Annotated in this window: 23 protein-coding genes; 9 read left to right on the top strand and 14 right to left on the bottom strand. The window is 68.9% G+C overall.

What is annotated here, in order from left to right; translation table 11 throughout:
• Positions 1–44 precede the first annotated feature (44 nt).
• Positions 45–677 (top strand): uracil-DNA glycosylase family protein, encoded by a 633-nt coding sequence (locus ABD912_RS07475; protein ID WP_345149714.1) that lies wholly within the window; start codon positions 45–47, stop codon positions 675–677.
• A gap of 485 nt (positions 678–1,162) precedes the next feature.
• On the opposite strand, the gene ABD912_RS07470 is transcribed toward ABD912_RS07475, so the two are convergent.
• Positions 1,163–2,431, bottom strand: a complete 1,269-nt coding sequence (locus ABD912_RS07470; protein ID WP_345149712.1) for an MFS transporter — start codon at positions 2,429–2,431, stop codon at positions 1,163–1,165.
• 345 nt (positions 2,432–2,776) lie between these two features.
• On the opposite strand from ABD912_RS07470, the gene ABD912_RS07465 reads away from it, so the two are divergent.
• Positions 2,777–4,453: an amidohydrolase gene (locus tag ABD912_RS07465; RefSeq protein WP_345149710.1), complete on the top strand. Its 1,677-nt coding sequence runs from the start codon at positions 2,777–2,779 to the stop codon at positions 4,451–4,453.
• Between the two features lie 63 nt (positions 4,454–4,516).
• Positions 4,517–5,788, top strand: a complete 1,272-nt coding sequence (locus ABD912_RS07460) for an MFS transporter (RefSeq protein WP_345149708.1) — start codon at positions 4,517–4,519, stop codon at positions 5,786–5,788.
• A 178-nt stretch (positions 5,789–5,966) separates the two neighbouring features.
• Here the strand turns inward: ABD912_RS07460 and ABD912_RS07455 are convergent, their stop codons facing one another.
• Complete coding sequence (locus ABD912_RS07455; protein ID WP_345149706.1) at positions 5,967–6,458, bottom strand: hypothetical protein; 492 nt, start codon at positions 6,456–6,458, stop codon at positions 5,967–5,969.
• A 103-nt stretch (positions 6,459–6,561) separates the two neighbouring features.
• Between ABD912_RS07455 and ABD912_RS07450 the strand changes: the two genes are divergently transcribed.
• Both ABD912_RS07450 and ABD912_RS07445 read left to right on the top strand, forming a co-directional pair.
• Entirely contained in the window at positions 6,562–7,041 is a 480-nt protein-coding gene (locus tag ABD912_RS07450) for a DUF2975 domain-containing protein (protein ID WP_345149704.1), read from the top strand.
• Entirely contained in the window at positions 7,041–7,247 is a 207-nt protein-coding gene (locus tag ABD912_RS07445) for a helix-turn-helix domain-containing protein (RefSeq protein ID WP_345149703.1), read from the top strand. Before ABD912_RS07450 ends, ABD912_RS07445 begins: the two co-directional genes overlap by 1 nt.
• 53 nt (positions 7,248–7,300) lie before the next feature.
• Here the strand turns inward: ABD912_RS07445 and ABD912_RS07440 are convergent, their stop codons facing one another.
• Together ABD912_RS07440 and ABD912_RS07435 are read right to left on the bottom strand one after the other, a co-directional pair.
• Positions 7,301–8,896, bottom strand: a complete 1,596-nt coding sequence (locus ABD912_RS07440; protein WP_345149702.1) for an MFS transporter — start codon at positions 8,894–8,896, stop codon at positions 7,301–7,303.
• A complete protein-coding gene (locus ABD912_RS07435) occupies positions 8,893–9,966 on the bottom strand; it encodes an MBL fold metallo-hydrolase (RefSeq protein WP_345149701.1) in 1,074 nt (357 codons plus the stop codon). Before ABD912_RS07435 ends, ABD912_RS07440 begins: the two co-directional genes overlap by 4 nt.
• A gap of 209 nt (positions 9,967–10,175) precedes the next feature.
• Between ABD912_RS07435 and ABD912_RS07430 the strand changes: the two genes are divergently transcribed.
• Both ABD912_RS07430 and ABD912_RS07425 read left to right on the top strand, forming a co-directional pair.
• Positions 10,176–10,661 carry a cupin domain-containing protein gene (locus ABD912_RS07430; RefSeq protein ID WP_345149699.1) on the top strand — a complete coding sequence of 162 codons (486 nt, stop codon included), beginning with the start codon at positions 10,176–10,178 and terminating at the stop codon, positions 10,659–10,661.
• A gap of 2 nt (positions 10,662–10,663) precedes the next feature.
• Positions 10,664–11,416: an alpha/beta hydrolase family protein gene (locus tag ABD912_RS07425; protein ID WP_345149697.1), complete on the top strand. Its 753-nt coding sequence runs from the start codon at positions 10,664–10,666 to the stop codon at positions 11,414–11,416.
• On the opposite strand, the gene ABD912_RS07420 is transcribed toward ABD912_RS07425, so the two are convergent.
• From ABD912_RS07420 to ABD912_RS07395, 6 genes are all read right to left on the bottom strand, one after another.
• Positions 11,383–12,312: a PaaX family transcriptional regulator gene (locus ABD912_RS07420; RefSeq protein ID WP_345149695.1), complete on the bottom strand. Its 930-nt coding sequence runs from the start codon at positions 12,310–12,312 to the stop codon at positions 11,383–11,385. The two genes, ABD912_RS07425 and ABD912_RS07420, sit on opposite strands and share 34 nt — an antisense overlap.
• Before the next feature lie 157 nt (positions 12,313–12,469).
• Complete coding sequence (locus ABD912_RS07415; RefSeq protein ID WP_345149693.1) at positions 12,470–14,848, bottom strand: bifunctional salicylyl-CoA 5-hydroxylase/oxidoreductase; 2,379 nt, start codon at positions 14,846–14,848, stop codon at positions 12,470–12,472.
• Positions 14,849–14,862: 14 nt separating this feature from the next.
• Complete coding sequence (locus ABD912_RS07410) at positions 14,863–16,521, bottom strand: AMP-binding protein (protein ID WP_345149692.1); 1,659 nt, start codon at positions 16,519–16,521, stop codon at positions 14,863–14,865.
• Positions 16,522–16,607: 86 nt separating this feature from the next.
• The gene (locus ABD912_RS07405) at positions 16,608–17,519 is read right to left on the bottom strand and encodes an acyl-CoA thioesterase (RefSeq protein WP_345149691.1); all 912 of its coding nucleotides are present in this window, start codon (positions 17,517–17,519) and stop codon (positions 16,608–16,610) included.
• Positions 17,520–17,521: 2 nt separating this feature from the next.
• Positions 17,522–18,001 carry a cupin domain-containing protein gene (locus ABD912_RS07400; RefSeq protein WP_345149688.1) on the bottom strand — a complete coding sequence of 160 codons (480 nt, stop codon included), beginning with the start codon at positions 17,999–18,001 and terminating at the stop codon, positions 17,522–17,524.
• Positions 18,002–18,018: 17 nt separating this feature from the next.
• Positions 18,019–18,897 carry a fumarylacetoacetate hydrolase family protein gene (locus tag ABD912_RS07395; RefSeq protein ID WP_345149686.1) on the bottom strand — a complete coding sequence of 293 codons (879 nt, stop codon included), beginning with the start codon at positions 18,895–18,897 and terminating at the stop codon, positions 18,019–18,021.
• A 118-nt stretch (positions 18,898–19,015) separates the two neighbouring features.
• Here ABD912_RS07395 and ABD912_RS07390 point away from each other — a divergent pair, with 118 nt between their 5' ends.
• Positions 19,016–19,432, top strand: a complete 417-nt coding sequence (locus tag ABD912_RS07390; RefSeq protein WP_345149684.1) for a RidA family protein — start codon at positions 19,016–19,018, stop codon at positions 19,430–19,432.
• Between the two features lie 304 nt (positions 19,433–19,736).
• Here ABD912_RS07390 and ABD912_RS07385 read toward each other — a convergent pair whose 3' ends face one another.
• The 3 genes from ABD912_RS07385 to ABD912_RS07375 form a co-directional block, all read right to left on the bottom strand.
• Positions 19,737–20,573 (bottom strand): PaaX family transcriptional regulator, encoded by an 837-nt coding sequence (locus tag ABD912_RS07385; protein WP_345149682.1) that lies wholly within the window; start codon positions 20,571–20,573, stop codon positions 19,737–19,739.
• An 80-nt stretch (positions 20,574–20,653) separates the two neighbouring features.
• Entirely contained in the window at positions 20,654–21,088 is a 435-nt protein-coding gene (locus ABD912_RS07380; RefSeq protein ID WP_345149679.1) for an acyl-CoA thioesterase, read from the bottom strand.
• A 163-nt stretch (positions 21,089–21,251) separates the two neighbouring features.
• Entirely contained in the window at positions 21,252–21,905 is a 654-nt protein-coding gene (locus ABD912_RS07375) for a TetR/AcrR family transcriptional regulator (RefSeq protein WP_345149678.1), read from the bottom strand.
• Between the two features lie 158 nt (positions 21,906–22,063).
• On the opposite strand from ABD912_RS07375, the gene ABD912_RS07370 reads away from it, so the two are divergent.
• On the top strand, positions 22,064–23,068 hold the full coding sequence (locus tag ABD912_RS07370) for an NADP-dependent oxidoreductase (RefSeq protein ID WP_345149676.1): 1,005 nt from the start codon (positions 22,064–22,066) through the stop codon (positions 23,066–23,068).
• Between the two features lie 108 nt (positions 23,069–23,176).
• Here ABD912_RS07370 and ABD912_RS07365 read toward each other — a convergent pair whose 3' ends face one another.
• On the bottom strand, positions 23,177–24,985 hold the full coding sequence (locus ABD912_RS07365) for an FAD-dependent oxidoreductase (protein ID WP_345149674.1): 1,809 nt from the start codon (positions 24,983–24,985) through the stop codon (positions 23,177–23,179).
• Positions 24,986–24,988: the final 3 nt, after the last annotated feature.

Below are 24,988 nucleotides of genomic sequence, written 5' to 3'. Positions count from 1 at the left end.
ATCTGCAACAAGATGAATTGGAAAAGGGACCAAGAATGCGCAACATGTCGTCGCCGTCGTACGTGAAGGACGCGGAAGCCCGCATCCACGAAGAAAACATCCAGCCTGTGACCCTGCTCTGCCAAGAGCTGCAGGACGGCGTCCCCGGCTCCAGGGTCCCCTTGGTGGATCCCGTGCACGACGTCGACGACGCGCGGATCATCTCCCTGCAGATCGCGCCCGGCCCGGGCACGTCCTCCGGGTTCCTGTCCTTGGAGAACGACGACCCCACCGCCGCACGGCTTGCCGAGGTCTATGAGGCCGCCGGCCTTCAGCCTCGCCACGGCATCCTATGGAACGCCTATCCGTGGGAACTGCCGGCGGAGGCAGGCATGAAGCTGACCCTTGCCCAGACCAAGCAGGGGGTACGGCCCTTCCGCAGGTTCCTTGCCGAAGTTCCGCGGGTGTCGGCCATCGTCGCGCACGGCGGCTACGCGCAGAACCTCATCGACGAACTCAGCAAGACCGGCGGGGACCTCATTCTGAGGGAACGGGGCATCAAGGTCTACAAGGTCCGCTCCACCGGCGACCGCTCCTTCATCGGAAACGGCACCCAGCAAGAGGGGTGGTTCGTGGATATGGTCGACGCCTACACCGACGCGATGGGGCGGGCGGGGCTGCCCCGACCGGCAAAGTAGGGAAGGACTCCCGGCAGCGCCTGATCTCCGGCAGGCAGCCCGGCCGGCAGCGCACCGGGCTGCACGAACAGTGGCGCCCCGGATGCAGTCGGTCAACGCAGGATCTCCACCAGGGCAATCCAGGAAAACAGCACCGCGCCCACGATCGCCAAGACGCTACCGACGCCCACCCACACGTATCCGGTGTCCACACCCGCCAGCAGCAGCAATGTCGGCTGGCACGGGATCAGCCCCAGGCAGGAGGCGGCCAGGCCGGGCGGGAGCGGGTTCTGGGATGAGGGTGCCGATGTGACGGCGGCCGTAGGCCTTGGTCACCTGAACGATGCTGACCAGCATGAGAACCAGCGGTCAGTGGCGTCCGCGGGCATGAGCGGCAGCGTGGCCTCAAACAGGACAGGCGTGGCCGCGAGCCGGCTGGCCAGGATCCACACCCGACCAGGGCGGTCAGCCAGCTCCTCTGGGGACCTGCAATTGTTTTTGGATGGCTAGCGGCCGACGTCAGCCGACTGCGTCTCGCGGGCAGGCACGCCGCTGTCACCGACGGACACAATTTTTCCAGTCACTGCAAAGTACCCTGCCAGCGCCAGCAGCAAAGATATGCCTGCCAGCCCCCAGAACGTAGCGTCCCAACTGCCCGTCAGATCATGCAGCAGCGCGGCGCCCAACGGCCCCAGAGATGCGAGGGCGAAGCCGAGCCCCTGGCTCATGGCCGAAAGCCTCCCCGCGGCCTGAGGTCCCGCCGATCGGACCACAACCAGCGCTATGCCAAGCCCGAATGCGGCGCTCTGGACAACACCCAAAACGCCCACCATAAGGAACTGCAGCTCGCCCCCAACCGTCAGTACGCAGAACAATGCAGCGGCGATCAACACGCCCACCCCGGGCGCCATGACCTTCAGCACCGCTGGGCGACTTGCCAGGACCGGAGCCATCAGGCTGGCGGGAAGACCAGCGACGCTGAACCAGGCCAGCAACCCAGCAGCGTCGCCGGCTGTCATTCCTTTCGAAACGAGGAACACCGCCAGCCACGAGGTGACGGCGAAGTACAGCATCGCCTGCAGCCCGAAAAACGCCATCACCGCCCAGGCAGTAGCCTGCTGGCGCAGCCCCCGATAGGCGGAAGAACGCGCAGGGGCTCCCGTAGTCATGACTTCAGTGGGGACGGAGTTTGATGCCGGAGAGAAGACGGTTGAATCCACGGGTGCTGTCCGGACGCCGCCATGGCCGAGGAAAAGTACTGCGGCCAGCAGGGCCGGAATAGCCCACACTGCAAGTGCCCATGTCAGGCTTCCTCCCCAGAGGTGCTGCAACGGCTGGATCAGCCCCGCACCTAGCGCCGCTCCAAGACCGAAGCTCATGCTGCAAAGCCCAGTCCACCACCCGGTGCCTTGGTTGGCTTTGATGATCTGCGGCAACAGCACACTTGCCGCCATTATCGCCACGCCCGCCAATAGGGTCCCGGGGAGCATAAGGACAGGAGCCAGCACACGGGCCGTTAGGGCCGCCGCCAGCATCAGCATCGCCACCGCGACAGCTCGACCGGCCCCGAGGCGCCGGGCGAGCCACGGCCCACAAGGTGCGGAGACTCCGAAAGCAAGTGCTGGAAGCGCCGTCAGGAGAGGAATCAGCTGGGCATCCATCCCGAGCCCCTTTTCCAGTTGACCCACGGCCCCTGCAACCGTGGTGATCGCCGGCCGGAGATTGATGGAAACGAGGATCAAGGCCATGAGGACCCAGATGGATTTGGATGACACACGGGATCCGTGACGCCCGGGGGGCCTTGGGCATTTTTCTTCCATGATCGTCCCCTTTGGGTTGATGGTATACCAACTTTACTTTTACCCGGCGCCTGCTCCGCAAATTCCGCAGTATCTTCAGAATTTCCCTGCCTCGCGGAGATGGTGGAATACCAAAAGGGGATTGACCCATTGCATGTTCACTAGACGCCCGGTACCTTATGAGAGGTATCGCACTTTGGTGACGATAGTCAAAAATTCTGCACAACCATTCGCTGATGGCATCCGCTACTACCGACCCTGTCCCGTGCCGCGGACAGCTAGCGCACCGGGCCCTCAGCTTGAAGATTTGGGAAGGCCTCCATGAAAAGCAACGATTCTTTACCCGCTGTCGGACCAGCCGACTTTGTCATCAGCGGTGCAGTCGTGCTCACCATGAATCCCGAGCAAACCTCCGCCAGCGCGTTAGCTGTGCGGGGCGGCGAGATTGTGTTTGTCGGAGACGACAAGCAAGCGGAACCATTCATTGGACCTAAGACGATCCTGCTGGATGCGAAGGGACGGTTCATTTGCCCGGGATTCCATGATTCGCACAATCACATGTTGATGACGGGGCTCGGGATGCTGATCCCCACCTTGTCCACTGCACGGAACATCCCAGAGCTGCTGACGGTTTTGGGCGCCCAAGCGGAGGACACCCCCCAGGGCGAATGGGTGATATCGGCGGGCGACTGGCATGAGAGCAGGCTTCAGGAGGGACGCATGCCTTCCCGGGTGGAACTGGATGAGGCTTGCCCTGCAAACCCTCTTGTGCTCCGCAGAGGGGGCCACAACATCGTCTTGAACAGCGCGGCGTTGGAGCGCTTCGGGATAGACGAAGATTCCCTCCCCCCGGCAAGTGCAACATATGTGCGCCAAGACGGCCGCCTTACCGGGCAGATCATCGGAAATGCACACGTCACGGATCTGCTCGATGCGCTGCCGAAACCTAGCCGGGACCAGTATCGCGAAGCTCTCAGAAGGGTCCAGCGCTCCTACAGCCAGGCCGGAATCACCTCGGTAATTGACCCCGCCCTGACACTGGAAGAAATGCAGTTGTACCGTGACCTGGCTGACTCTTCTGAGCTTCAAATTCGAGTCTCTATGCTCTGGCGCGTCCCGCCACCGCGGACTGATGTTGCCGCTGCCGTACGCATGATTGAATCCGGAGATGTCCGGGTCGACGGCGAGGACAGTTGGGCGCGCACCATCGGCGTCAAAATCTGCGTGGACGGCGGCGTGGAAACCGGCTACTACCGCGACCAGTACCAGCGCGTCGACGACGTTCACCACCCCCGAGGCAAACCCTTCCTTGATCCTGAAGACCTTGAACGCCTCTGCAAGGCCGCAAATCGTGCCGGCTTACCCGTGGGCGCCCACTGCGTAGGGGACGCGGGCATAGATATGGTTCTGGACGCCTATGAAAAGGCGGACGCCGAGACGTCCCTGAAGGGTCAACGATGGACCCTTATTCATATGCTCTACCCCCAGCCTGAGCATTGGGATCGCCTCAACAACGTTGGTGCCGGGATCGCCGCCCAGGAGCCGCTTCATTTCGCTTTGGGGGGCGGCTTTGCCGAGTATCTGGGCCGGGAAAGAGCCGCTGCAATTGCTCCGCTGGCGGACTACTTGGCTCTCTGCGAGCAGCCCGTCGGTGGTGGCTCGGACAGTCCTGTTGCCCCCTACGAGCCGCTGGCGGGAATTGAGGCTTCCGTTACGCGCGCCACCAGATCAGCCGGGGTTCTGGGCCTCGAGTCCGCCATCTCGCCGGAGGAGGCCCTGGGCATGTATACGGCTGGCAGTGCGTGGTGCGCGAATGCCGAACGTCGGCTGGGCACCCTGGCCCCGGGAATGCTGGCGGATCTGGTGGTCCTGTCCAAAGATCCGCGCACGGTTGCCGGCGAAGCCATCGCTGCCATCGAAGTGCTCCTGACAGTTGTCGACGGACGTGTCAGCCACGGTGAATTCGACGGCGGCTTGCTCCCCCGAATCGGGGCGTAGTTCCCCGCCATAGACCAGCCCGCTTGGGCGAAATCGATCCCGAAGAGAAAGCGCCAAACAAATATGAATAGTCGACCCCTTCGGCCGACCTCCCTCACGGAAGATACGGCACACCTTCAAGCTGTGCAGCCCATACGGTGGGCGGTCATTGTGCTCGCGTTTCTTGCTGTGGTTTTGGATGGATTCGACACTGCCTCGATGGGTCTGTCGATACCCGCCCTTTCAGCCGCATGGGGGGTAGCGCCAGCGAGCTTCACTACACCCCTGATCGCAACAAATGCCGGTGTGGTCATCGGCTACATTGCCTGTTCGAGGATTTCCGCCCAGCTTGGACTGCGGCTCACGCTGATAGGCGGTACAGCCATCTTCGCCGTCGGGTCAGCGTTGACCGCACTTTCCAGCGAAATCACCATGATGGCCGTGGCGAGACTGGTTACCGGTTTTGGATTGGGTGCCGTACTGCCGTCAGCCGTTTCGCTGGCGACCCTCGGATCGTCGGCCCGCACCCGGGAGCGTCTCGCCGTCCTTGTGACCATGGGCCTGTCGGCCGGTGCGCTTGTTGCCGGGCTGAGCGGCGGCAAGCTGGCCGGCGCTTACGGATGGCAATCAATCTTTTGGGTTGGAGCCATACTGCCCGTCGCGCTCTTGCCAATCATGTACTTCCGGATTCCCAATGTCCGTGTCACGACCGATCATGACCAACGGTCCAATTCGGGTGTCGCCAGCCTGTTCGCCGGTGGAAGAACCCCCAGCACATTGCTCCTGTGGGCTTTCGCCTTCCTGATCTTCACTACCTTTTACGCTTTCTCTTCCTGGCTTCCCACCCTGTTGCTGCACTTTGGCTTCAGTACCTCAATGGCACCGCTCGGAGCCGCCTCGTTGGGTATCGGAGGCATCCTGGGTGCTTCAATGCTGATCATTTTTGCTGGCAAATTCCCCACCAGCCGGATGCTCATTGTCGCCGGGGCATTGGCCATTGCCTTCCTCATGTTGGTCTCATTCATCACACCCGGCCCGGTGCTCCTGCTTCTTCTGTTCACGGGCGTTGGAGCCGGACTTGCCAGCAGCATGGTCGGTCAGGCCGCCGTTGCGGTAAGTGCCTATTCAGAAGCTTCACGGACAGCAGGTGTTGGCTGGGCGGCAGCCCTGGGCCGGGTGGGCTCCATCGTCGGCCCAGCTGCCGGCGGACTAATGCTTGCGACAGGTCAGTCGGCTCAGGCGGTTGTGGCCGCATCCTGCGTTCCCGTAGTGATGGCCGTAGTGGTGATGGCCCTTCTGGCACGCAGAATTGCAGGACAAGCGCGGGCAGAGGGAGCCGACGTCAGCGCAGGCTAGAAAGGAGGCCCGCGGCGGAAGCCGCCGCGGGCCTCCTTTACATCACACCGGCGATTACCGAGCGTGCAATGTCCGGAACCCGCGCACTCCGCTCCGGAACGCCCAAAGGGACACAAAAACCGCGTCAAAGCAGCCGTTCAACCGGTCGGCAAAACCCACCAAGGGTTTAACAACACGCTCAGCGCAGGATCTCCACCAAGGCGATCCAGGAAAACAGCACCGCGCCCACGATGGCCAGGACGCTGCCGATACCCACCCACACGTATCCGGTGTCCGCACCCGCCACCAGCATCACCGCGCCCACGGTGAACGCCACCGGGGGCAGGATCCCCACCACTGCCTTCATCACGCGGGTGTCGGCTCGCTGTCCCTCCTCGCGCAGGATCGCCCGGACGGCGAACACCTCAAGCAGCCACAGGAGCGCCACTCCGGCCAGGATCTCCAGACCCAGCAGCCACGGCGGCTGGCCCGGGATCAGCCCCAGGCAGGAAGCGGCCAGGCCGAGCGTCAGCGCGCCGATCGAGGCGCCGGCACGGGCGGGCAGCGTGGCCGTCTTCAGGATCTCGGCGATGTTGACTGACATGGCCACAATCAGCAGACCGGCCAGCGCTGCCCCGGCGCCGGCGATGGCGAGGTTGAAATCCGTCCACTCCCCCAAGGCGTTTTCCATGAGCGGACTCTACTGCCCCGCCGTCGTGCTCCGTAGTGCGCAAGAAACGAAGGTCACCCTGCGATCAATTGACTTTCGATAGATTTCAAACGAAACTCAATGCATGAAAATGACGCAATTCGCGGTCACCTCCCTGCGCATCCTGCTGGTGGTCGCCTTCGCCCTCCTCCTGTTGCTCCAGACGATGTCCTTCCCTGGGCAGTTCGCCCACATGGCCCAGGAGTCGCCCGAGCGGGCCTACCTGCAGTGGCCGCTCACCGCGTTCGCGGTGGTGGAACTGCTCTGCGCCCAGGTGGTCATCGTGAGCACGTGGAAGCTCCTCACGCTGGTCAGGCGGGACCGCATCTTCAGCGGGGCCGCCACGGCCTGGGTGAACGCGATCGTGTGGGCGGTCCTGGTGGCCTGGACCCTGCTGTGCGCGCTGTTCCTGGTCGTCGGCTTCACGGCGGACGATCCCGGCGCGCCGCTCCTGCTCTTCGTGTTCGTGGTCGGCGGGGCCGTCATCGTGCTGTTGATGCTGGTGCTGCGCGAACTGCTGCGCCAGGCCACCACCCTGCGCAGCGACATGGAAGCGGTGATCTGATGGGCATCGTGGTGCGCATCGACGTCGAACTCGCCAAGCGGAAGATGAGCGTGGGCGATTTCGCCGAAAAGGTCGGCCTGACCCCGGCCAACGTGGCGGTGCTGAAGAACGGCCGCGCCAAGGCCATCCGCTTCAGCACCCTGGAGAACATCTGCCGGGTCCTGGAGTGCCAGCCCGGCGACCTGCTGGAGTGGGTGGAGGACTAACAGCCCATGCACGCCACGGGGCCCGCCAAAACGGCGGGCCCCGTGGCGTGAGGCTATCCGTTGTACGCGAAGCGCTGCAGGCGGTGCGCGGTCCGGTCCGGGTTCAGCATCAGGATGCTGGCGGCGCCGACCACCAGCAGGTAGAGGCCGATCATCCAGAAGGCGCTGTTCATGCCGTCGATCAGCGCCATGACCATCTCCACCGGGACGGGCTGGCCCTTGGGGGCCGGGACGTAGCCGGCCGAATCCATGAGCAGGCCGACCATCGCCGGGGAGACGACGCCCCCGATCGAGGCGAGCCCGGTCAGGGTCGCCATGACCGCCGCCCGCTGCCGGGAGCAGACGGTGAAGGCCACGGCCGTCGGGGCCAGCGGGTAGATCATCGCCAGTCCCGCCCCGACCGTCATCACGCCCACCGCCACCACGCCGTCGACGGCGGGCAGGACCAGGAAGCAGACGCCGGAGGCCAGCAGGGTGGCCCCGAACAGCGCGCCCAGGGCCCAGCGGACCGTCACGCCGCGCCGCATGAGGAACCGGGAGGCGTAGCCGAGGGCGAGCAGGGCCAGTGCGCCCAGCACCCAGGGGAAGGTCGAGACCAGCCCGATGGCCCCCGGCGGCAGTTCCACGGCCGCGGCCAGGTACTGCGGCGCCCACGTGGTCAGGAAGCCCTGGGCCCAGAAGCACCCCGCGCCGGCCAGGACGGCGATGACGAACATCCTGCTCCCGATCACGCGCAGGATGGGCACCACGCCCAGCAGGTCGGCGACGTCGGCGACGCTGCCGCGGCCCCCGCGCAGGGTGCTCCGCACCCGGTCGGCCGGGTCGGCTTCCGCGCCTTCTCCCCCGGCGTACGACGCCGGGTCCTCCCCCGCCGCGACGGTTCCGGGCGCGCCGTCGTCGGCCCCGGACAGCGCGGCCTCGGAAGGCGCCTGCCCGGAAACCGCGGAACCGGAATCCGCGGCCCCCAAACCCGCGGCTCCGGAAGCTCCCGTCCGGGCCCGGCTGTGGCTGTAGGGGCCGTCCCGGCCGACAAGGAACCACACTGCGGACCACACCAAGCCGACGATGCCCAGGAAGCCGAACGCCCAGCGCCATCCCAGCTCCGGGTGGGCGATGATCCCGGCGAGCACGGGCGCCGCGATGATCGGTCCCAGCGTCGAGCCGATGGCCACCATGCTGCTGGGCAGGCCGCGCTCCCGTGCGGGGAACCACCCGTGGACGTGCTGCAACGTGATGGGGGTGGCCGGCCCCTCCGCCCCGCCGAGCAGGATGCGGGTGACCAGCAGGACCGCGGCGCCGCCACCGAACAGCATCGGGAACTGCAGCACGGCCCAGGAGACGCCCATGGTGAGCAGGATCCAGCGGGTCGGCACGCGGCCGGCCAGGAATCCGACGCCGACGGCCGCGATGGCGAACAGGAAGAAGAACGCGCTGCCGATGAATCCGAACTCGCCGGCCGAGAGCTGGAGTTCGCGCATGGCGGGGCCGGCCACCAGGCCCAGGACCGCCTTGTCCGCGAAGTTGATGATCTGGAACACCACCAGCATGCCGGTGACGATCCACGCCCTCCGGTTCATGCGGCCGTGCGCGATCGCGGCCCGGAGCGTGTGCGCGGGAACCTGCTCCTGCAGGTCCTTCGCGGCGGTCATGCGGACACCGCCCCGGTCAGGTCCAGCCCGCGGGACGGGCCGCCAGACATGCCGCGCTCGCCGACGAGGAACACGTCGTTGTCCTCGGCCACGGTGACGGAACCGCCGAAGTCGCGGGCCGCCGCCGCGGCCATCTTCGCGGTGTCGGCCGCGCCCGGCGTGTTGGGCACGATGTGGTGGAGCACCAGCCGCCCGACGCCGGCGGCCCGCGCCACCTTGCCGACGTCGTCGAACGAGGTGTGGGATTCGCGCAGGTGGACCTCGATCCCGGAGCGCTTGGGCCCTTCGGGCAGGGTCGCCAGGATCGCGTCCAGGTCCATGACCTCGTGCAGCAGCAGGTCCGCCCCCTGGGCCAGGCGGATGCAGTTCTCGGACACCGCGGTGTCGCCGGAGACCATCACGGACCCGTAGGCGGAGTCCACCCGGAAGCCGAACGCCGGGTAGCAGAGACGGTGGTCGACCAGGATGGCGCTGATCGTAACCAGCTCGTCGCGGTACACCTCGAACGGCTCCATGCGCGGGTGTCGGGCCAGGACCGGGTCCGCCTGCGCCGAGGCGGGGATCTCGATGTCGTGCCCGCTGACCCAGCCGTGCGGCTCGTCGCGCCCCTCGTCGGCCATGCGGATCGCGATGTCGGAGGCGAACACCCGGTCCAGGAGGGCGTCGACCATCTCGGCCGTTCCGGCCATCGTCCGCCCGGCGACGCGTTCGTCGATCTCCCGGGCATGCTCCGGGCTCTCGGCCGGGATCCGCGCCGGCCGGCCGGGGCCGTAGACCCGGACGGGCCGGCTGAAGGACTCCCCCGGGACCTGCCACCCCGTGACCAGGAACGCGCCGAGGTCGTACACGTGGTCCGAGTGGTGGTGGGTGAGGAAGACGGCGCGGAGGTCCTCCCACGCGCTGGAGGTCCTGTAGTTCCTGATGCTGCCCATGCCGCAGTCGATCACGTAGGTGGCGCCGTCGACGCGGATGGCCGTGCTGGTGCCGGCCCGCGAGCCGGAAACAATCGGCCCCCCTCCCGTCCCCAGGGTGTGGACGGACATGCCGGTGTGCTGTTGCTGAGTGCTCATAGTGGCCCTTCAGTCTGTGGAGAAAGCTGGAAATGGCGGCCCCGGAACGGGGCGTGCGGCCGGCGGATCGGCATCGACCCGAGTGTGACGCCCATCATATGTACTAGATTTGGCGATCGCAATAGTCATTGCATATTCGGATTTCTCCTGCCATGCTGGCTCTCGTCTCCGGCGGCGTGGGCCGCCACCGAAGCGAGAAAGGATCCGTCGTGGAAATCAGGCAAGAGCAAGAGATCGTTCTGGGCGACCTGCCCAAGGGCATCACCCTGGCGAGCGAGGCCATGGGCAACAAGACGTGGAACGTGCTGGGCCACACCTACCTGGCCAAGGCGGAGAGCTCGACGAGCTTCGCGTGGCTCTCGCTGGATCCCACCGGGACCGGCGTGCCCCCGCATGTGCACCCCACCCAGGACGAGCACATCCATGTGCTTGAGGGTGTCTACACCCTGTACCTCGACGGCGAGTGGACCACCGCCGGACCCGGCGATACGGTCCGCATGCCCATGGGCCTGCCCCACGCCTACTACAACCGGGCCGGGGGCGCGGGCAAGGCGCTGTTCTGGGTCAGCCCCTCCGGCAAGCTCAGCCAGCTCTTCGACCAGCTGCACAACCTCGCCGACCCCGACGAGGTGGTTCGCCGCTCGGCGCTGCACGACGTCGACTTCCTGCCGCCGGGCGCCGTCCCGGGAGCCTAGGCGTGGCCGCGGATTCCCAGAAGATCGTCCGCTACGGCGAGCACCCGGACCAGTTCGTGGAGTTCGTCCCGGCGGAGGGGCCCCGGCGGGGCATGGCCGTGCTGGTCCATGGCGGCTTCTGGCGGGAACGCCACACCCTGGAGCTCATGCGTCCGCTCTCCCGGAGCCTGGCCGCGGCCGGTTGGGAGGTCGCGAACGTCGAGTATCGCCGGGGGCCGGGTGCGGTGTGGCCGCTCCCCCTCGACGACGTGCGCGCCGCCTGCGCGCTCGCCGACGCCGCGCGGCGGGATCCGCAGAGGGGACCCGTGGGTCCCATGGTGGGCATCGGGCATTCGGTCGGCGGCCAGCTCGCGCTGCTGTCGGGCGGTCCGCTCGACGCGGTGGTGGCGCTGGCGCCGGTCACCGACACGGCACGGACCCACGCCGAAGCGCTCGGGGAGGCCGCCGCCGCGGAGTACTTCGGCGGCGGCCCCGCCGTCGATCCGGCGCGCTACGCCGACGCCTCGCCGATCGCCCGTCTGCCCGTGGGGCGGCCCGCCCTACTGGTCCACGGCAGCGACGACGACCGCGTGCCCGTGCGGCACACGCTCGACTTCCTGGCCGCCGCGCTGGAGGCCGACGACCCCGTGGACGCGGTGCTCCTCCACCGGCTGGGGCACCGCGACGCGATCGACCCCGGACACGGTGCCTGGCAAGGGGTTCTGGAGTGGATGGCGCGGGTTCAGGCGAGCGAGGCCAGCACGCTTCGCGCGTGATGCTCCGCCGGCGCGGCCAGCATGCCGTGCAGCTCGAGGAACAGCGCCTTGGCGCGCGGCGCCTTCCAGCCGACCGGCAGCAGCTCCAGCGGGATGTTGGGGTCGCGGTAGGGGAAGCGCCGCCACCGCGTCAGCAGGGGCACATAGGTGGAAAACGCATCACTGTGGCCCGTCTCGTCGAGGCGGGCCACTTCCGTTGTCCGGGCCTGCTTTGTCCCGGCTGGCTGTGTCCCAGACTGCTGCGTCTCCGCCTGCTCCGGCCGGGCCTTCCAGCGCTCCAGCTCCCCGGCGTAGTCGTCGATGAACTCCGCATACTGGGCGTCGAGCCCCTCCAGGTCCCACCACTGCCGGACGCGTTCCCGCAGGGCATCCCCCTCGCCGTTCGGCGCCGAGCCGAACGGCACGGAACCATATTGCGCCGTGAAGTATTCGATGTAGCCCAGCAGGCCGCGCTCGCGCAGCCGCTGGATGGCCTGGTCCAGCACGGTCGAGGGCGCGATGGCGACCCCTCCGGCGACGAACCCGAACCCGAGGCTGGCCAGCTCGCTGCGCAGTTCGTAGCGGCGGTTGCGCTCGGCCTCCGGGACGGAAAACACGACCAGCGCCCAGGGATCCCCGCGCCGGGAGCGTTCGGGAGCGAAGATGCGGGCATCGTCCGCGCGGAACACGTCCATCACGGACGCCGAGAGGCTGTAGCTGGCCGGGCCGGGGTCCGCCCGGCGTTCGAGCACACCCTTGGATTTCAGGCGCGAGACCGTGGACCGCGCGGCCCCGTTCTCCACCCCCAGGTCCGCCAGCAGGGCCACCAGGGAGGCGACGGGCAGGCTGCCGGTTTCGCGCGCGTACAGCCCGTACAGCGTCACGACCAGTTCCTGGTGGAGCGGCTTGGACTGCATCGAACCTCCCTCTCGCGGCCCGGCGTTGGGCATCCGCCCATGGTATCGCCACGCGCGGCACAGACTGCGGTGGCCCGCACGCTGCACGCGTGCGGGCCACCGCAGTCGTTCCGGAGAGCCTTGCCGGCCTGCCGTCGTCGTCCTACAGGACGCCGGCCTACAGAACCCCGGCCGAGACCTGCGGGCGCCACCGCAGGTGCGGGTTCTCCGCGACGTCGGGTTCGCGCAGCAGCGACAGGCGCGGGCGGACCGCGTCGGTGCGCGCGCTCGGCGGCTTGCGGCGGCCGGCGCGGAACTGCTCGCTCCATTCGGCGCCCTCGCCACGGTACTCCTGCTCCGCCGCCGCGTGCAGCGTCCACTGCGGGTCGTACAGGTGGGTGCGGCCCAGGGCCACCAGGTCCGCGCGGCCGGCCAGGAGGACGGAGTTCGCGTCGTCGTAGGAGGAGATCGCGCCCACCGCGATCACCGTCACGCCCGCGGGAGCCGCGACCTCCTGCCGGATCCGGTCAGCGAACGGAGTCTGGTAGCTGCGGCCGAACTGCGGCCGCTCCTCCGGGGTGACCTGGCCGCTGGAGACGTCGATGCCGTCGGCGCCGTGGGCAACGAACGCCCGGGCGATCTCCACGGCGTCGTCGGCCGTGTTGCCGCCCTCGACCCAGTCGGTCGCCGAGATGCGCACGGTCAGCGGCTTGTCCGCCGGCCAGGCGGCGCGCACCGCGTCGAAGATCTCCAGCGGGAAGCGCAGCCGGTTCTGAAGGCTGCCGCCGTACTCGTCGGTGCGCAGGTTGGTGACCGGGGACAGGAAGGAGGAGAGCAGGTACCCGTGCGCGGCGTGGACCTCGAGCAGGTCGAAGCCGGCGTCCTCGGCGCGGCGGGTGGCGGCGACGAAGTCGGCGACCACGCGGTCCATGCCGGCCCGGTCGATCTCCCGCGGCACCGCGTTCTCCTCGCCGTAGGGCAGGGCCGACGGGGCGACGGTCTCCCAGTTGCCCTCCTCCAGCGGCCGGTCGATGCCCTCCCACATCAGCCGGGTGGAGCCCTTGCGCCCGGAGTGGCCGATCTGCGCGCCGATCTTGGCGGTGGAGCGGCTGTGCACGAACTCGGTCACCCGGGACCAGGCGTCGCGCTGCTCGTCGGTGTAGAGGCCGCTGCAGCCCGGGGTGATCCGTCCCTCCTCGGAGACGCAGACCATCTCGGTCATGACCAGCCCGGCGCCGCCCATGGCCTTGGAGCCCAGGTGGACCAGGTGGAAGTCGGTGGGCACGCCCTCGACCGAGGAGTACATGTCCATCGGGGAGACGACGATGCGGTTCTTCAGCGTCAGGCCGCCGATGGCGTGCGGCTGGAACATGGCCGGGACGACGTCGCCCAGGCCCTGGCTGTGCGCGAAGCGCTCCTCGACGCGGCGGGCGAACTCGGGGTCGCGCAGGCGCAGGTTCTCCTGGGTGATGCGCCGCGAACGGGTCAGCAGGTTGAACGCGAACTGGACCGGGTCCTGGTCGCTGTACTGCCCGATCGACTCGAACCACTCCAGCGACGCCTGCGCGGCGCGCTGGGTGGACTCGACGACGGGACGGCGTTCGGTCTCGTAGGCCTCCAGGGCCGTGTCCAGGTCCGCGTGCTCGTGCAGGCAGGCGGCCAGCGCCAGCGAGTCCTCCATGGCCAGCTTGGTGCCGGAGCCGATGGAGAAGTGCGCGGTGTGGGCGGCGTCGCCGAGCAGCACCACGTTGCCGCGGCGCCAGCTGCCGTTGCGGACGGTGGTGAAGTTCAGCCACTTGGAGTTGTTGGTCAGCAGCTCGGAGTCGCCCAGTTCCGCGGCGAAGATCTCGCGGATCTTCGCCACCGCCGCCTCGTCGGAGACGCCGGGAGGGAAGGCGGTGTTTTCGGTCGCGTCGAAGCCGGCCCGGCGCCAGACGTCCTCATGCATCTCCACGATGAAGGTGGAGCCCGCGTCGGAGAACGGGTACCCGTGGATCTGCATGGTGCCGGCGTCGGTCTCCTTGACGAAGAACTTGAACGCCTCGAACACCTGGTCGGTGCCCAGCCACATGTACTTGTTCGAGCGCACGTCCAGGTTCGGGCGGAAGTCCTCGGCGTACTTGGCGCGGATCTGGGAGTTCACGCCGTCCGCGGCGAGGACCAGGTCGTAGCCGGCCTCCAGCTCCTCGATCGGCGGGGCCGGGGTGGAGAAGCGCACGTCCACGCCCAGTTCCAGGGTGCGGCGCTGGAGCAGTTCCAGCAGCTCCTTGCGGCTCATGGCCGCGAAGCCCTGGCCGCCGACGGTCAGCTGCTCGCCCTTGAAGTGGATGTCGATGTCCGCCCAGCGGGCGAAGCGGCGGGACATGTAGTCGGCGACCACCGGGTCGGCGTTGCCGATCCCGCCGAGCGTCTCGTCGGAGAAGACGACGCCGAAGCCGAAGGTGTCGGAGGCGGCGTTGCGCTCCCACAGGGTGATCTGGTGGGCGGGGTCCAGCTGCTTCATCAGTGCGGCGAAGTAGAGCCCGCCGGGGCCGCCGCCAACAATTGCGATCTTCATGGCTGTGTTCCTTCCTAGGCCCGGCCCGCGCCGGCGAGATTTGAGTCGTTGTCCTGCTTGAGCGCCTCGCGCAGCTGGAAGTGCTGCAGCTTGCCGCTGGGGTTGCGGGGCAGTTCCGTCACGAAGCGGACGTCCCGCGGGTACTTGTAGGGGGCGATGGTCGCCTTGACGAAGTCCTGGATCTCCTTGCGCTTGGCCGCGTCACCGACGACGCCCTCGCGGAGGACCACGAAGGCGCAGACGACGCTGCCGCGCTCCTCGTCCGGGCGGGCCACCACGGCGTTCTCCACCACGTCGGGGTGCTGGTCGATGGCCGCCTCCACCTCCGGCGCCCCGATGTTGTACCCGGAGGAGACGATCATGCTGTCCGAGCGCGCCTGGTAGACGAAGTAGCCGTCCTCGTCGCGCAGGAACGTGTCCCCGGTGAGGTTCCACCCGTCCTGCACGTAGCTGCGCTGGCGCTCGTCGCTGAGGTAGCGGCAGCCGGTCGGGCCGATCACGGCCAGGCGGCCCGGCACCCCCGCGGGCGCCTCGTTGCCGTCCTCGTCCACCACCTTGGCGCGGAACCCGGGGACCGGGAGGCCGACGGCGCCGGGCCGGATGTCCTCGCCCGACGCGGAGATGAACACGTGCAGCAGCTCGGTGGCGCCGATGCCGTTGACCAGCCGCAGGCCGGAGGCGGCCTCGATGGCCTCCCAGGTGTCCTTCGGCAGGTGCTCGCCGGCCGAGACGCCGATCCGCAGCCGCGAGAGCAGGTCGGCGCGGCCCTCCTTGATGATGGCGCGGTAGGCGGTCGGGGCGGTGAGGAGCACCGTCACGCCGGCCTCGGCGGCCAGCTCGGCCAGCTCCACCGGCGCGGCGCGCTCGGTGAGCAGCACGGAGGCGCCGAAGTAGAGCGGGAAGACCACCAGTCCGCCCAGGCCGAAGGTGAACGCCAGCGGCGGCGAGCCGGCGAAGACGTCCTCGGGGGTGGGCTGGAGGATGTGCCGGGCGAAGGTGTCCGCGTTGGCGAGCAGGTCGCGGTGGAAGTGCATGGTCACCTTCGGCGCGCCGGTGGTCCCGGAAGTGGGGCCGAGCAGTGCGACGTCGTCCGCCGCGGTCGCGACGTTTTCGAACGTGCCGTCCTTCGCGGCGGCCACCTGCACCAGGTCGGCCGCGTCGGCGGAGCCGTAGCGCAGCACCGGCAGGCCAGCGGGGGCCGCGGCGGCGTCCATCTCGCCGGCGAAGCGGTGGTCGGTGATCGCCAGGACGGGCCGGGTGAGCCCGATCAGGGTGGCGACCTCCGGGGAGCGGAGCATCGGCATGGTGGTGACGACGACGCCGCCGGCCTTGAGCACGCCCAGCCACGCCGCGACCAGCCACGGGTTGTTCGGGCCGCGCAGCAGCACCCGGTTGCCGGGCACGATCCCGTGGTCCTCGGTCAGGACGCGGGCGACCTGGTTGGAGCGCTCGAGCAGCTGCCCGTAGGTCCAGATGGTGCCGTCCGGGGTGCGCAGGGCGGGGCGGTCGGCGCCGTGGCGGGCCGTGGGCTCGTCGATGAGCGCCGTGGCGGCGTTGAGACGGTCCGGGTACTGCAGCTCCGGGAGGGTGAATTCCAGCGTCGGCCACAGCTCGGCGGGCGGAAGGTTGTCCCGGGTGAACGTGTCCACGTGGGCCGATGGCGTCAGGTGCATGGCCGTTCCTTTCGTGGTGGGTGGGGGCTGTCTAGCGGGCGAGGGACCCGCGGCGAGCGAAGCGAGGCGTGGGAGCCCGGTAGGCGCTAGCCGCGGATCATGCCTTCTTGGGCGACGGTGGCGAGCAGGCGTCCGGAACGGTCGAAGAAGCGTCCCATGGCCAGGCCCCGGTTCGACTGGCCGGAGACGGCGTCCTGCGCGTACAGGACCCACTCGTCGGCGCGCGCCTCGCGGTGGAACCACATGGCGTGGTCCAGGCTGGCGGTGGCCAGGTTTGGGCTGGACCAGTGCAGGCCGCGCACGCGCAGCAGCGTCTCGAGGATGGTGTAGTCGCAGACGTAGGCCAGCGCGGTGCGGTGCAGGTCCGCCGTCGCCTTCGGGTCCGCGGCGTCCGGCAGGGCGTCGAACGCCTTGACCCATACCGCCTGCGCCGGCACCGCGCCGCCGTCGGTCTCCACGTACACCGGACCGGGCACGTGGCGCATGTCGAAGCTGCGCCCGTGCGCCCAGTATTCGGCGGCCGGGCCCGCGGTTCCGGCCAGGACCGCCGCGGCCGTCTCCAGCGATCCGGGCTCGACGGCGGCCGGGGCCGGCTGCTGGAAGTCCGGCCCCTCCTCCGGGACCTGGAAGGATGCCATGGCGGCGAAGGCGGTCTTGCCGCCCTGGACCGCGCGCACCGAGCGGGTCGAGTAGCCACGCCCGTCGCGCAGGATTTCGACGTCGTAACGGACCGGTGCGCCGATGTCGACCGGACGCATGAAGTAGCTGTGCATCGAGTGCAGCGCCCGGTCGGTGCCCGTGGACCGGATCATCGCGGCCGCGGCCTGGGCGACCATGTCCCCGCCGTAGGCCTTGGGCCACGGGACGTACTGGGTCGTGGCCTCGAAGGAGCGGTCCGCCGGTCCGTCGACCTCGGTGAGCTCGATGGCCTTGAGGAACGTCCCGGAGGTGTCCGGCCCGGCGATCGGGGATCCCGTATCCAGGGCGGTGGCTTCCATGACTAGGCCCTCCGGTAGTCGGCGAGGGTCTCGTCGGCGACGTCTTCGAGGTTGACGACGAGGTTCTCCGGGGTGCGGGCGGTCAGCCAGACCAGTTCCTCGGTGACGGACATGTTGGCCTCGACGTGGGGCATGAACGGGGGCACGAAGACCCAGTCGCCGGCCTTCATGTCGATGAACTCGGAGTAGTTTTCGCCGAAGTAGATGCGCCCGTGCCCGCGCAGGACGTAGCCGCCGGTCTCGGCCTCGCCGTGGTGGTGCGGCAGGGACCGGTAGCCGGGGACGTTGGAGACCTGGCCGAACCAGATCTTGGTGGCCGGGGTGTGCTGGATCGACACGCCGGAGACGCGGATGCAGTCGCCGGACTGGGCGGTGTTGGTGTCCTCCTGGCCGCCGCGGGTGACGACCGGGACAACCTTGCCGCCTTCGGACGCGTACAGGCTGTTGTCGCCTTCGAGGAGGTACTCGCTGGTGGTGGTCATGGTGTGCTCCTTCTCAATTATGCGTGGACCGCGGCGGCGGGCACCGATGCGGAATTCAGGTTGATGATGTTCTCGAGCCGGCCGATGCCGTCGATCTCGGTGGCCAGCGCGTCGCCGTCGGCCAGGTAGCGCGGCGGCTTCATGCCGGCGCCGACGCCTCCCGGAGTGCCGGTCAGGACGACGTCGCCGGGGCGAAGGGTGGTGAAGCCGGAAACGTACGCGAGCAGGCGCGCGGGCCCGAAGACCAGCGTCGCGGTGTCCCCCTCCTGGACGAGTTGGCCGTTGACGTAGCCGCGGACCCGGAAGGTCGGGGCGGCGCCGAACTCGTCGGCGGTGACCAGGACCGGGCCGATCGGCGTGCTCGCGTCGAAGGCCTTGCCCTGGAACCACTGCAGCGTGCGGTGCTGCCAGTCGCGCATGGAAACATCGTTGGCGACGGTGTATCCGGCGATCGCCCGGGCGGCCTCCTGCTCGCTGGCGTTGCGCAGTTCCGCGCCCACGACGACGGCCAGCTCGGCCTCCCAGTCGACGCGCTCGCTGCCGACGACGTCGATGCGGTCCTGCGCGCCGGCGAGGGTGTCGGCGAACTTCGCGAAGAGCGTGGGGTGCGCGGGCAGCTCGCGGCCCATTTCCAGGATGTGGTCCGAGTAGTTGAGGCCGCAGCACACGACCTTGGCCGGGCGCGGGACCACGGGGGCGAAGTCGGCGGTGGCCTCGTCGATAAGCGCCGGACCGGCCCCTTCGGTGCGGCCCGCGAGCGTGGCGGCGACGATTTCCCGCCAGCCGTCCTGCGCGATCAGTTCCCCCACGTCCGTCGCCGGAAGCGGGGCGAATCCGCCCTCGACGGCGGCCGCGGCGACGGTGCCGCCGTCGATCCGCAAAGTGGCCAGTTTCATCGGTTCTCCTTCGAAAGTTCTATGTCGACTTTTTTACGGCCGTCACATACGATCAACGTAGCACGACCAAATCGATGCACGGAAGCCCCTATCGGAAACTTTCCACCAGGAGAACGAGATGACCACTCACACCCCCACGGCCCACACGATCGTCAACCCGCAGTCGCTGCCCAAGCCCTCCGGTTATGCCCATGGCGTGCTCGCGGGCAACACGGTCTACCTCGGCGGCCAGACCGCGCTGGACCAGGACATGAACATCGTTCCCGGCGGCATCGTGGAGCAGTTCCGGCAGGCCTTCTCCAACGTCCTCACCACCCTCGCGGAGGCCGGCGGCCGCCCGCAGGACCTGGTCAGCGTGACCATCTACCTCACGGACGTGGACGACTACATGGCCAACGGCCGAGAGATCGGCCGCCTTTGGCGGGACATGGCGGGAACCGACTATCCCGCGATGGCGGGCATCGGCGTCTCGCGCCTGTGGCAGAAGGAGGCCCTGATCGAGATCCAGGGCATCGCCGTCATCCCCGAAGGCTGACAAGGCGGCCGCTGAGAAATCAGCCGCCAAGGCGCTTCGGCTCCATTAGCGACGCGAGGGCGGTCCCGGACCAACGTGGTCCGGGACCGCCCTCGCTGCGTGCCGGGCTCGGCCAGCGTCCTGCGTCTGGCCCGCACCCTTTTCGCCGCAGGAAAACGCGACCCCTTCGCGTTTCGCCAAAGGTCGATGCGGGTTCCGACCCCGAAATCCAGCACCTGCCTTTGCCCAAACGTATTCCGCGGACATCAACCTGCGCCGAAATGCGCCGCCGCATGCCCGGGCCGGGACTTCTGGACGCAGGTCGCTAGGGGACGCGGTGCTCGCCGATGATCCGCTGGGCATGGCGGGCCGCAAGGGGGGCGATCAGGCGGTGGGTGTGCACGAACGCGCGCCGGGCCTGCGGCTCCTTCCACCCCTCGGGGAGGTACTCCAGCGGCAGGTTCGGGTCGCGGTAGGGCAGGCGCCGCCAGAGGGTCAGCATGGGGATGTAGTACCGGAACGCGTCCCGGCAGATCTCCGGCGTCGCCTCGCGCAGCGCGGTGGCGGGATCGTCCCCCACCAGGCGGGTCCAGAGGTCCTCCGCGTCGCCGAAGTCGGCGAGGAACTCGGCCATGAGGGCGTCGATGGCGTCCAGGTCCCACCAGGTGGCGACCTTGGCCCGGATCTCGGTGGCATCGGCGAAGAGGTAGTCGCCGCGGAAGAATTCGACGAATCCGTCCAGCCCGCGTTCGGCCAGGAGTTCGCGGGTCCGCCCGACGACGGCGGCGGAGGCGATCCAGACGCCGGCCGCGACGGTCCCGAACCCGAGGTCCCCCAACAGCGACCTCAGCTGGTGGCGCAGGTGGCGTTGCGTCTCCGGGACGGAAAACAGCGCCAGGACCCACTCGTTGGCGCCGTCCCCGCGGCGCTCGGAAAAGATCCGCTGGTCGCCCTCGGCGAAGACCCGCTGCAGGTCCTCGGACAGTTCGTAGGCCGCGGCCCCTCCGCGCTTGGTGCTGCGCAGGATCCCCTTGGACTTGAGCCGGGAGACGGCCGATCGCACCCCGGGCGCGTCGTACCCGAGGTCGCCCAGCAGGCCGATCAGGGTGGCGACCGGCAGGGCGCTGCCCGGCTCCCGGCTGTAGAGGCCGTAGAGCGTCACGAGGAGTTGCTGGTGGCGCACGGCGCCGGTTGCCGGAACGGGGCTCGCCGCCCCGGCCGTTCCCGTTGCAAGCCCGGCGCTCAACGCAGGACTCCGGCGAACGCGTTGCGCATGGCCTCGGGCCAGGGCGCGGAACCCTCAGCCCCGCCAGGGACGTGGACGGTGGTCACGGTGCCGTCCGCGGCCAGGCCGCCGGCGGATCGCCCGTGCGGCTGCGAAATGACTTCAAAGCCCAGGGTGAGCGAGGACGTACCGACCCGGTCGACCCAGACGGTTGCGACGACCCGCTGGCCGAACCAGAGCTTCCCCCGGAAGTTCAGGATCTGCTGGACGCGGGGCGCCACGGGGAAGTAGTCCTGAAGTCCCAACTGGCGGACCAGTTCCGCCTCGGCGGCCTCGACCCAGCGCACGATCGCCGAATTGTGGTGGTGCCCTGAAGCGTCGGTGTCGGCCCATTCGACGACCCGTTCGATCGACGCGCCCGGACCCCGCTCCGAACCTTGGTCCCTGCCCATAGCCACCTCCCGTGTCCGGCCCAGGGGGTCCTGGCCCTTCGCTCCAAATATAACGGATTCCTGCCGCGCGCAATCTTTGCGGGATACCGAATTGTGGCTTTGCGTGCGGCCGGAGCGTCCGCGCCTCCTCTGGCCGCGGCGGGCCTCCTTCCGCCGGAGCCCCTCAGCCGGCCAGGCCCCTCGACATCCCCTCCCCCAGGCGCAGCGTCTCGACGGCCTCGTCCCGGTTCACCCGGGCCAGCGTGAGCGCGCCGACCACCAGCGAGGTGAACAGCCGGGCCCGGCCCTCGAGGTCGGCCGCGGAGGCGCCCGGCAGCGCGCGCCCGAGCGCGGCGGAGAACGCGGAGGACAGTTCGGCCCGGTAGGCGTCGACGGCGGCGCGCACCGTCGCGTCGTGCCCGGCAAGGCCCGCGGTGCTGACCAGCAGCAGACAGCCGGCGCGCTCGTCGTCATGCTCCACGGCGGCCACGGCCCCGGCCATCTCGGCGAAGTACCCCGCCAGCGCCTCCCGCGCCGCGGCGGGATCCCCCGCCGCCGTACCCGTTGGCGCCGCACCGCCCGCGGCGAGCCGGCCGCCGTCGTCCGCCTGCGCGGTCAGGGCGGCGAGGCGCGGGCGGACGATCTCGTCCAGATAGCTCTCCACTGCGGCGTCGAACAGTCCGCGCTTGCTGCCGAAGGCGTGGTAGAGGCTGGAGCGCCCCAGGCCGGTGGCGCGCTCCAGGTCGCCCAGCGAGGTGGCGTCGTAGCCCAGGCGCCAGAAGACGTCGCGGGCGGCGCCCACGGCGGTGGCGGTGTCGAACGTCTGGGTGCGCCCCATGCGGCCTCCGTGCATCGTTGTGGTCAGCGACCGGTTTATTTTGTACCGGACGTTCCAGTATTGTACTGTTCCAGCATCATACTGTACCGGTCGGTTCACAAAACGATTCGGCCCCCGCTCCCCAAGCGCCGCGTGGGTCCAAACCAACAGGAGCCCGAATGACTTCCAGCACCCAGATCCAGCTCGCCAGCCGTCCCGCCGGCTGGCCGGTCCCCGAGAACTTCCGCACCGCCGTCGTCGAACTGCCGCCCCTGGCGCCCGGCGAGGTCCGCGTCGCCAACGAGTTCCTCTCCGTGGACCCGTACATGCGCGGGCGGATGAACGACGTGAAGTCCTACGTGCCGCCGTATGCCCTGGGCGAGGCGATGACCGGGGGCGCCGTCGGGCGGGTGCTCGAGTCCGCCGCCGACGGGCTGGCGGCCGGCGACGTGGTGGTCCACCAGCTGGGCTGGCGGGACATCGCCCAGGGTCCGGCGGCCGGGTTCCGGAAGGTCGCTGAACTGCCGGGAGTTCCGCTGTCCGCCTACCTGGGTGTGCTGGGCATGACCGCCCTGACCGCGTGGGTCGGCCTGCTGGAGATCGCGCACCTGAAGAAGGGCGAAACCGTCTTCGTCTCCGGCGCGGCCGGAGCCGTCGGGTCCATGGTCGGGCAGATTGCCCGGCTCAAGGGCGCCGGGCGCGTGGTGGGTTCGGCCGGCAGCGCGGAGAAGGTGCAGCTGCTCACCGACAAGTACGGCTTCGACGCCGCCTTCAACTACAAGGACGGCGACGTAAAGGGCCAGCTGGCCGCGGCGGCTCCCGGGGGCATCGACGTCTACTTCGACAACGTGGGCGGGGAACACCTTGAGGCCGCGCTGGCCGCGTTCAACAGGGGCGGCCGCGCGGCGCTGTGCGGGGCGATCTCCCAGTACAACGCCACGGAGCCCGCCGCCGGGCCGCGGAACATGGCCAACCTCATTACCCGCAGCCTCACGCTGCAGGGCTTCACCGTGGGCAACTACGCCCAGCACTTCCCCGCGTTCGCGACCCAGATGGGCGACTGGCTGGCCGCGGGGGACGTTGTCTTCGACGAAACGGTGGTCGACGGCCTGGACCACACCGTGGACGCGTTCCTGTCCATGCTGGCCGGCGGCAACACCGGCAAGATGGTGGTCCGGCTGTAGGCGACGGCCCGAAACGCTGTCTGAGTTGTGCACCTCATGAGCGCCGAATAGGGTGCACAACTCAGGCAGCGTTTGCCGTGTCCGCGGCGGACGCACCCCCAGCGCCGGTTAAGACGTGGCTGGCTGCTTGCCCGCGGCGTCCTCCGGCGTCGGGGTGCCGTCGTCCTCGTAGCGGGTGGCGTTGGCGAGGTCGCGGCCGGCGATGTAGCCGAACGTCAGGGCCGGGCCGAGGTTGATGCCGCCGGCCGGGTAGTGCCCTCCCATGACGGACGCCTGGTCGTTTCCGGCGACGTAGAGTCCGCCGATTGGCTGCCCGGCCTCGTCCAGGACCCGCGCGCGTGAATCCGAAGCCAAACCGGCAAACGTCCCGAAGGACCCGGGGACGATCCTGACCGCATAGAACGGCCCCTTGTCCAGCGGCCGCAGCGACGGATTCGGGGTGTTCTTGGGATCTCCCCCGTAGCGGTTGAATTCGCTGGAGCCGCGGCCGAAGTCCGGATCCACGCCGTTGCGGGCGTTCCGGTTGAACTCCGCGACGGTTTCGGCGAGGGCCTTCGGGTCGATGCCGCAGGCCGCGGCCAGCTCTTCGATGGTGTTGCCCTTCTTCAGGTATCCCGAGCGCAGGTAGGGAAAGAGCGGGACGGGCAGCGGCTTGGCCATGCCGAGGGGGAACTTGCGCACGAACGCCGCGTCGGCGATCTGCCAGGCCTGGACGGGCTCGCCGTCGGGGGTCGCCTTCAGCAGTCCGTCGACGTAGTCGTAGTAGCCGTTGGCCTCGTTGACGAAGCGCTGGCCGTCCGCCCGCACGCCGATGCTGCCGGGCTTGGCCCGGTCCATGATGTGCGGGAAGGTGCCGGTGCGCCCGTTCCGGTACGGGACCAGGGAGACCGGGCACCACGCGGCCGGGGACTCGACGTCGGTGTCGAAGCGGGCTCCGACGACCTGGGCCATGGTGATGCCGTCGCCGGTGGTTTCCTTCGGGGCCAGCGTCCAGTGCTCGCGGCCGGTCGGGGTCTTGGGGAACAGCTCCCTGCGGCGTGCGGCGTCGTTCGGGAAGCCGCCGGCGGCCAGGACGACGCCGCGGGTGGCGTGGATCGTGTAGCTGCCGTCGGCGGAGTCGACGACGGCGCCGGTGACGCGTCCGGACGCGTCGGTGACCAGGCGTTTGGCGGGCGTGGACACCCGGATGTCCACCCCCAGGTCGTCGGCCGACTTCATCAGCCGTCCGGTCAGCGCGGTCCCGTTGACCAGCTGCATGTTGCGCCGGTGCGTGATCAGATCCAGCAGGTGGAAGCCCACCCGCCAGGCGGCGTGGAACAGTCCCTGGACGTTGCCCTGCGAGGCGGAGAGGAACTTGGTGAGATCCGGTCCCGCCATGATGCCCATGCCCAGGAACGAGGTCTCGTAGAGCTGGTGGCGCATCTTGGCGCGCAGCTCCGGCTTGATGCGCCGGGCGTTGAACGGCTTCGGCCCCACCGAGCGGTGCCCAGTGCCGGCACCCGGCGTGCTGCCGTAGATGTCCTTGATCTTGGCCCCGGGAACGAACTGGAGGCTGGTCTTGTCCTGGAAGAAGCCGACCATGTGCGGGACCGCCTCAAGGAACGCGTCCACCCTGTCCTCGTGGTAGTTCTTGCCCAGGCGGTGGCGCAGGTAGGTGCGGAAAAGGTCGCGGTCCTCGTTGACGCCGTCGGCCTTGGCCAGCGGATTGCCCGGCGTCCAGGCCCAGCCGCCGGACCAGGAGGTGGCCCCGCCGCAGACCTCGGCCTTTTCAACGACGACGACCTTCAGCCCGTGATAGGCGGCCGTGACGGCGGCGGACAGGCCGCCGGCCCCGGAGCCCACCACCAGAACATCGCAGTCCACGCTCGGACGTTCGCGGTCGGTGTCTGGGCGTTCAGTGTTTGGGGGTGTAGCCATTTC

This window comes from Arthrobacter ginkgonis, from assembly GCF_039540195.1.
Taxonomy (GTDB): Bacteria; Actinomycetota; Actinomycetes; order Actinomycetales; family Micrococcaceae; genus Zafaria; species Zafaria ginkgonis.
The sequence above is the reverse complement of the archived record's forward strand: the minus strand, read 5'-3'. Positions and strand labels throughout refer to the sequence as shown.

What these genes read in the sequence shown, in the direction of transcription:
- ABD912_RS07375 (WP_345149678.1), bottom strand. Translation starts at nt 21,905, where the DNA reads ATGGGGCGCACCCAGACGTTCGACACCGCCACCGCCGTGGGCGCCGCC.
- ABD912_RS07465 (WP_345149710.1), top strand. Translation starts at nt 2,777, where the DNA reads ATGAAAAGCAACGATTCTTTACCCGCTGTCGGACCAGCCGACTTTGTC.
- ABD912_RS07450 (WP_345149704.1), top strand. Translation starts at nt 6,562, where the DNA reads ATGAAAATGACGCAATTCGCGGTCACCTCCCTGCGCATCCTGCTGGTG.
- ABD912_RS07460 (WP_345149708.1), top strand. Translation starts at nt 4,517, where the DNA reads ATGAATAGTCGACCCCTTCGGCCGACCTCCCTCACGGAAGATACGGCA.
- ABD912_RS07380 (WP_345149679.1), bottom strand. Translation starts at nt 21,088, where the DNA reads ATGGGCAGGGACCAAGGTTCGGAGCGGGGTCCGGGCGCGTCGATCGAA.
- ABD912_RS07405 (WP_345149691.1), bottom strand. Translation starts at nt 17,519, where the DNA reads ATGGAAGCCACCGCCCTGGATACGGGATCCCCGATCGCCGGGCCGGAC.
- ABD912_RS07410 (WP_345149692.1), bottom strand. Translation starts at nt 16,521, where the DNA reads ATGCACCTGACGCCATCGGCCCACGTGGACACGTTCACCCGGGACAAC.
- ABD912_RS07440 (WP_345149702.1), bottom strand. Translation starts at nt 8,896, where the DNA reads ATGACCGCCGCGAAGGACCTGCAGGAGCAGGTTCCCGCGCACACGCTC.
- ABD912_RS07435 (WP_345149701.1), bottom strand. Translation starts at nt 9,966, where the DNA reads ATGAGCACTCAGCAACAGCACACCGGCATGTCCGTCCACACCCTGGGG.
- ABD912_RS07415 (WP_345149693.1), bottom strand. Translation starts at nt 14,848, where the DNA reads ATGAAGATCGCAATTGTTGGCGGCGGCCCCGGCGGGCTCTACTTCGCC.
- ABD912_RS07365 (WP_345149674.1), bottom strand. Translation starts at nt 24,985, where the DNA reads ATGGCTACACCCCCAAACACTGAACGCCCAGACACCGACCGCGAACGT.
- ABD912_RS07420 (WP_345149695.1), bottom strand. Translation starts at nt 12,312, where the DNA reads ATGCAGTCCAAGCCGCTCCACCAGGAACTGGTCGTGACGCTGTACGGG.
- ABD912_RS07455 (WP_345149706.1), bottom strand. Translation starts at nt 6,458, where the DNA reads ATGGAAAACGCCTTGGGGGAGTGGACGGATTTCAACCTCGCCATCGCC.
- ABD912_RS07370 (WP_345149676.1), top strand. Translation starts at nt 22,064, where the DNA reads ATGACTTCCAGCACCCAGATCCAGCTCGCCAGCCGTCCCGCCGGCTGG.
- ABD912_RS07390 (WP_345149684.1), top strand. Translation starts at nt 19,016, where the DNA reads ATGACCACTCACACCCCCACGGCCCACACGATCGTCAACCCGCAGTCG.
- ABD912_RS07445 (WP_345149703.1), top strand. Translation starts at nt 7,041, where the DNA reads ATGGGCATCGTGGTGCGCATCGACGTCGAACTCGCCAAGCGGAAGATG.
- ABD912_RS07400 (WP_345149688.1), bottom strand. Translation starts at nt 18,001, where the DNA reads ATGACCACCACCAGCGAGTACCTCCTCGAAGGCGACAACAGCCTGTAC.
- ABD912_RS07475 (WP_345149714.1), top strand. Translation starts at nt 45, where the DNA reads ATGTCGTCGCCGTCGTACGTGAAGGACGCGGAAGCCCGCATCCACGAA.
- ABD912_RS07395 (WP_345149686.1), bottom strand. Translation starts at nt 18,897, where the DNA reads ATGAAACTGGCCACTTTGCGGATCGACGGCGGCACCGTCGCCGCGGCC.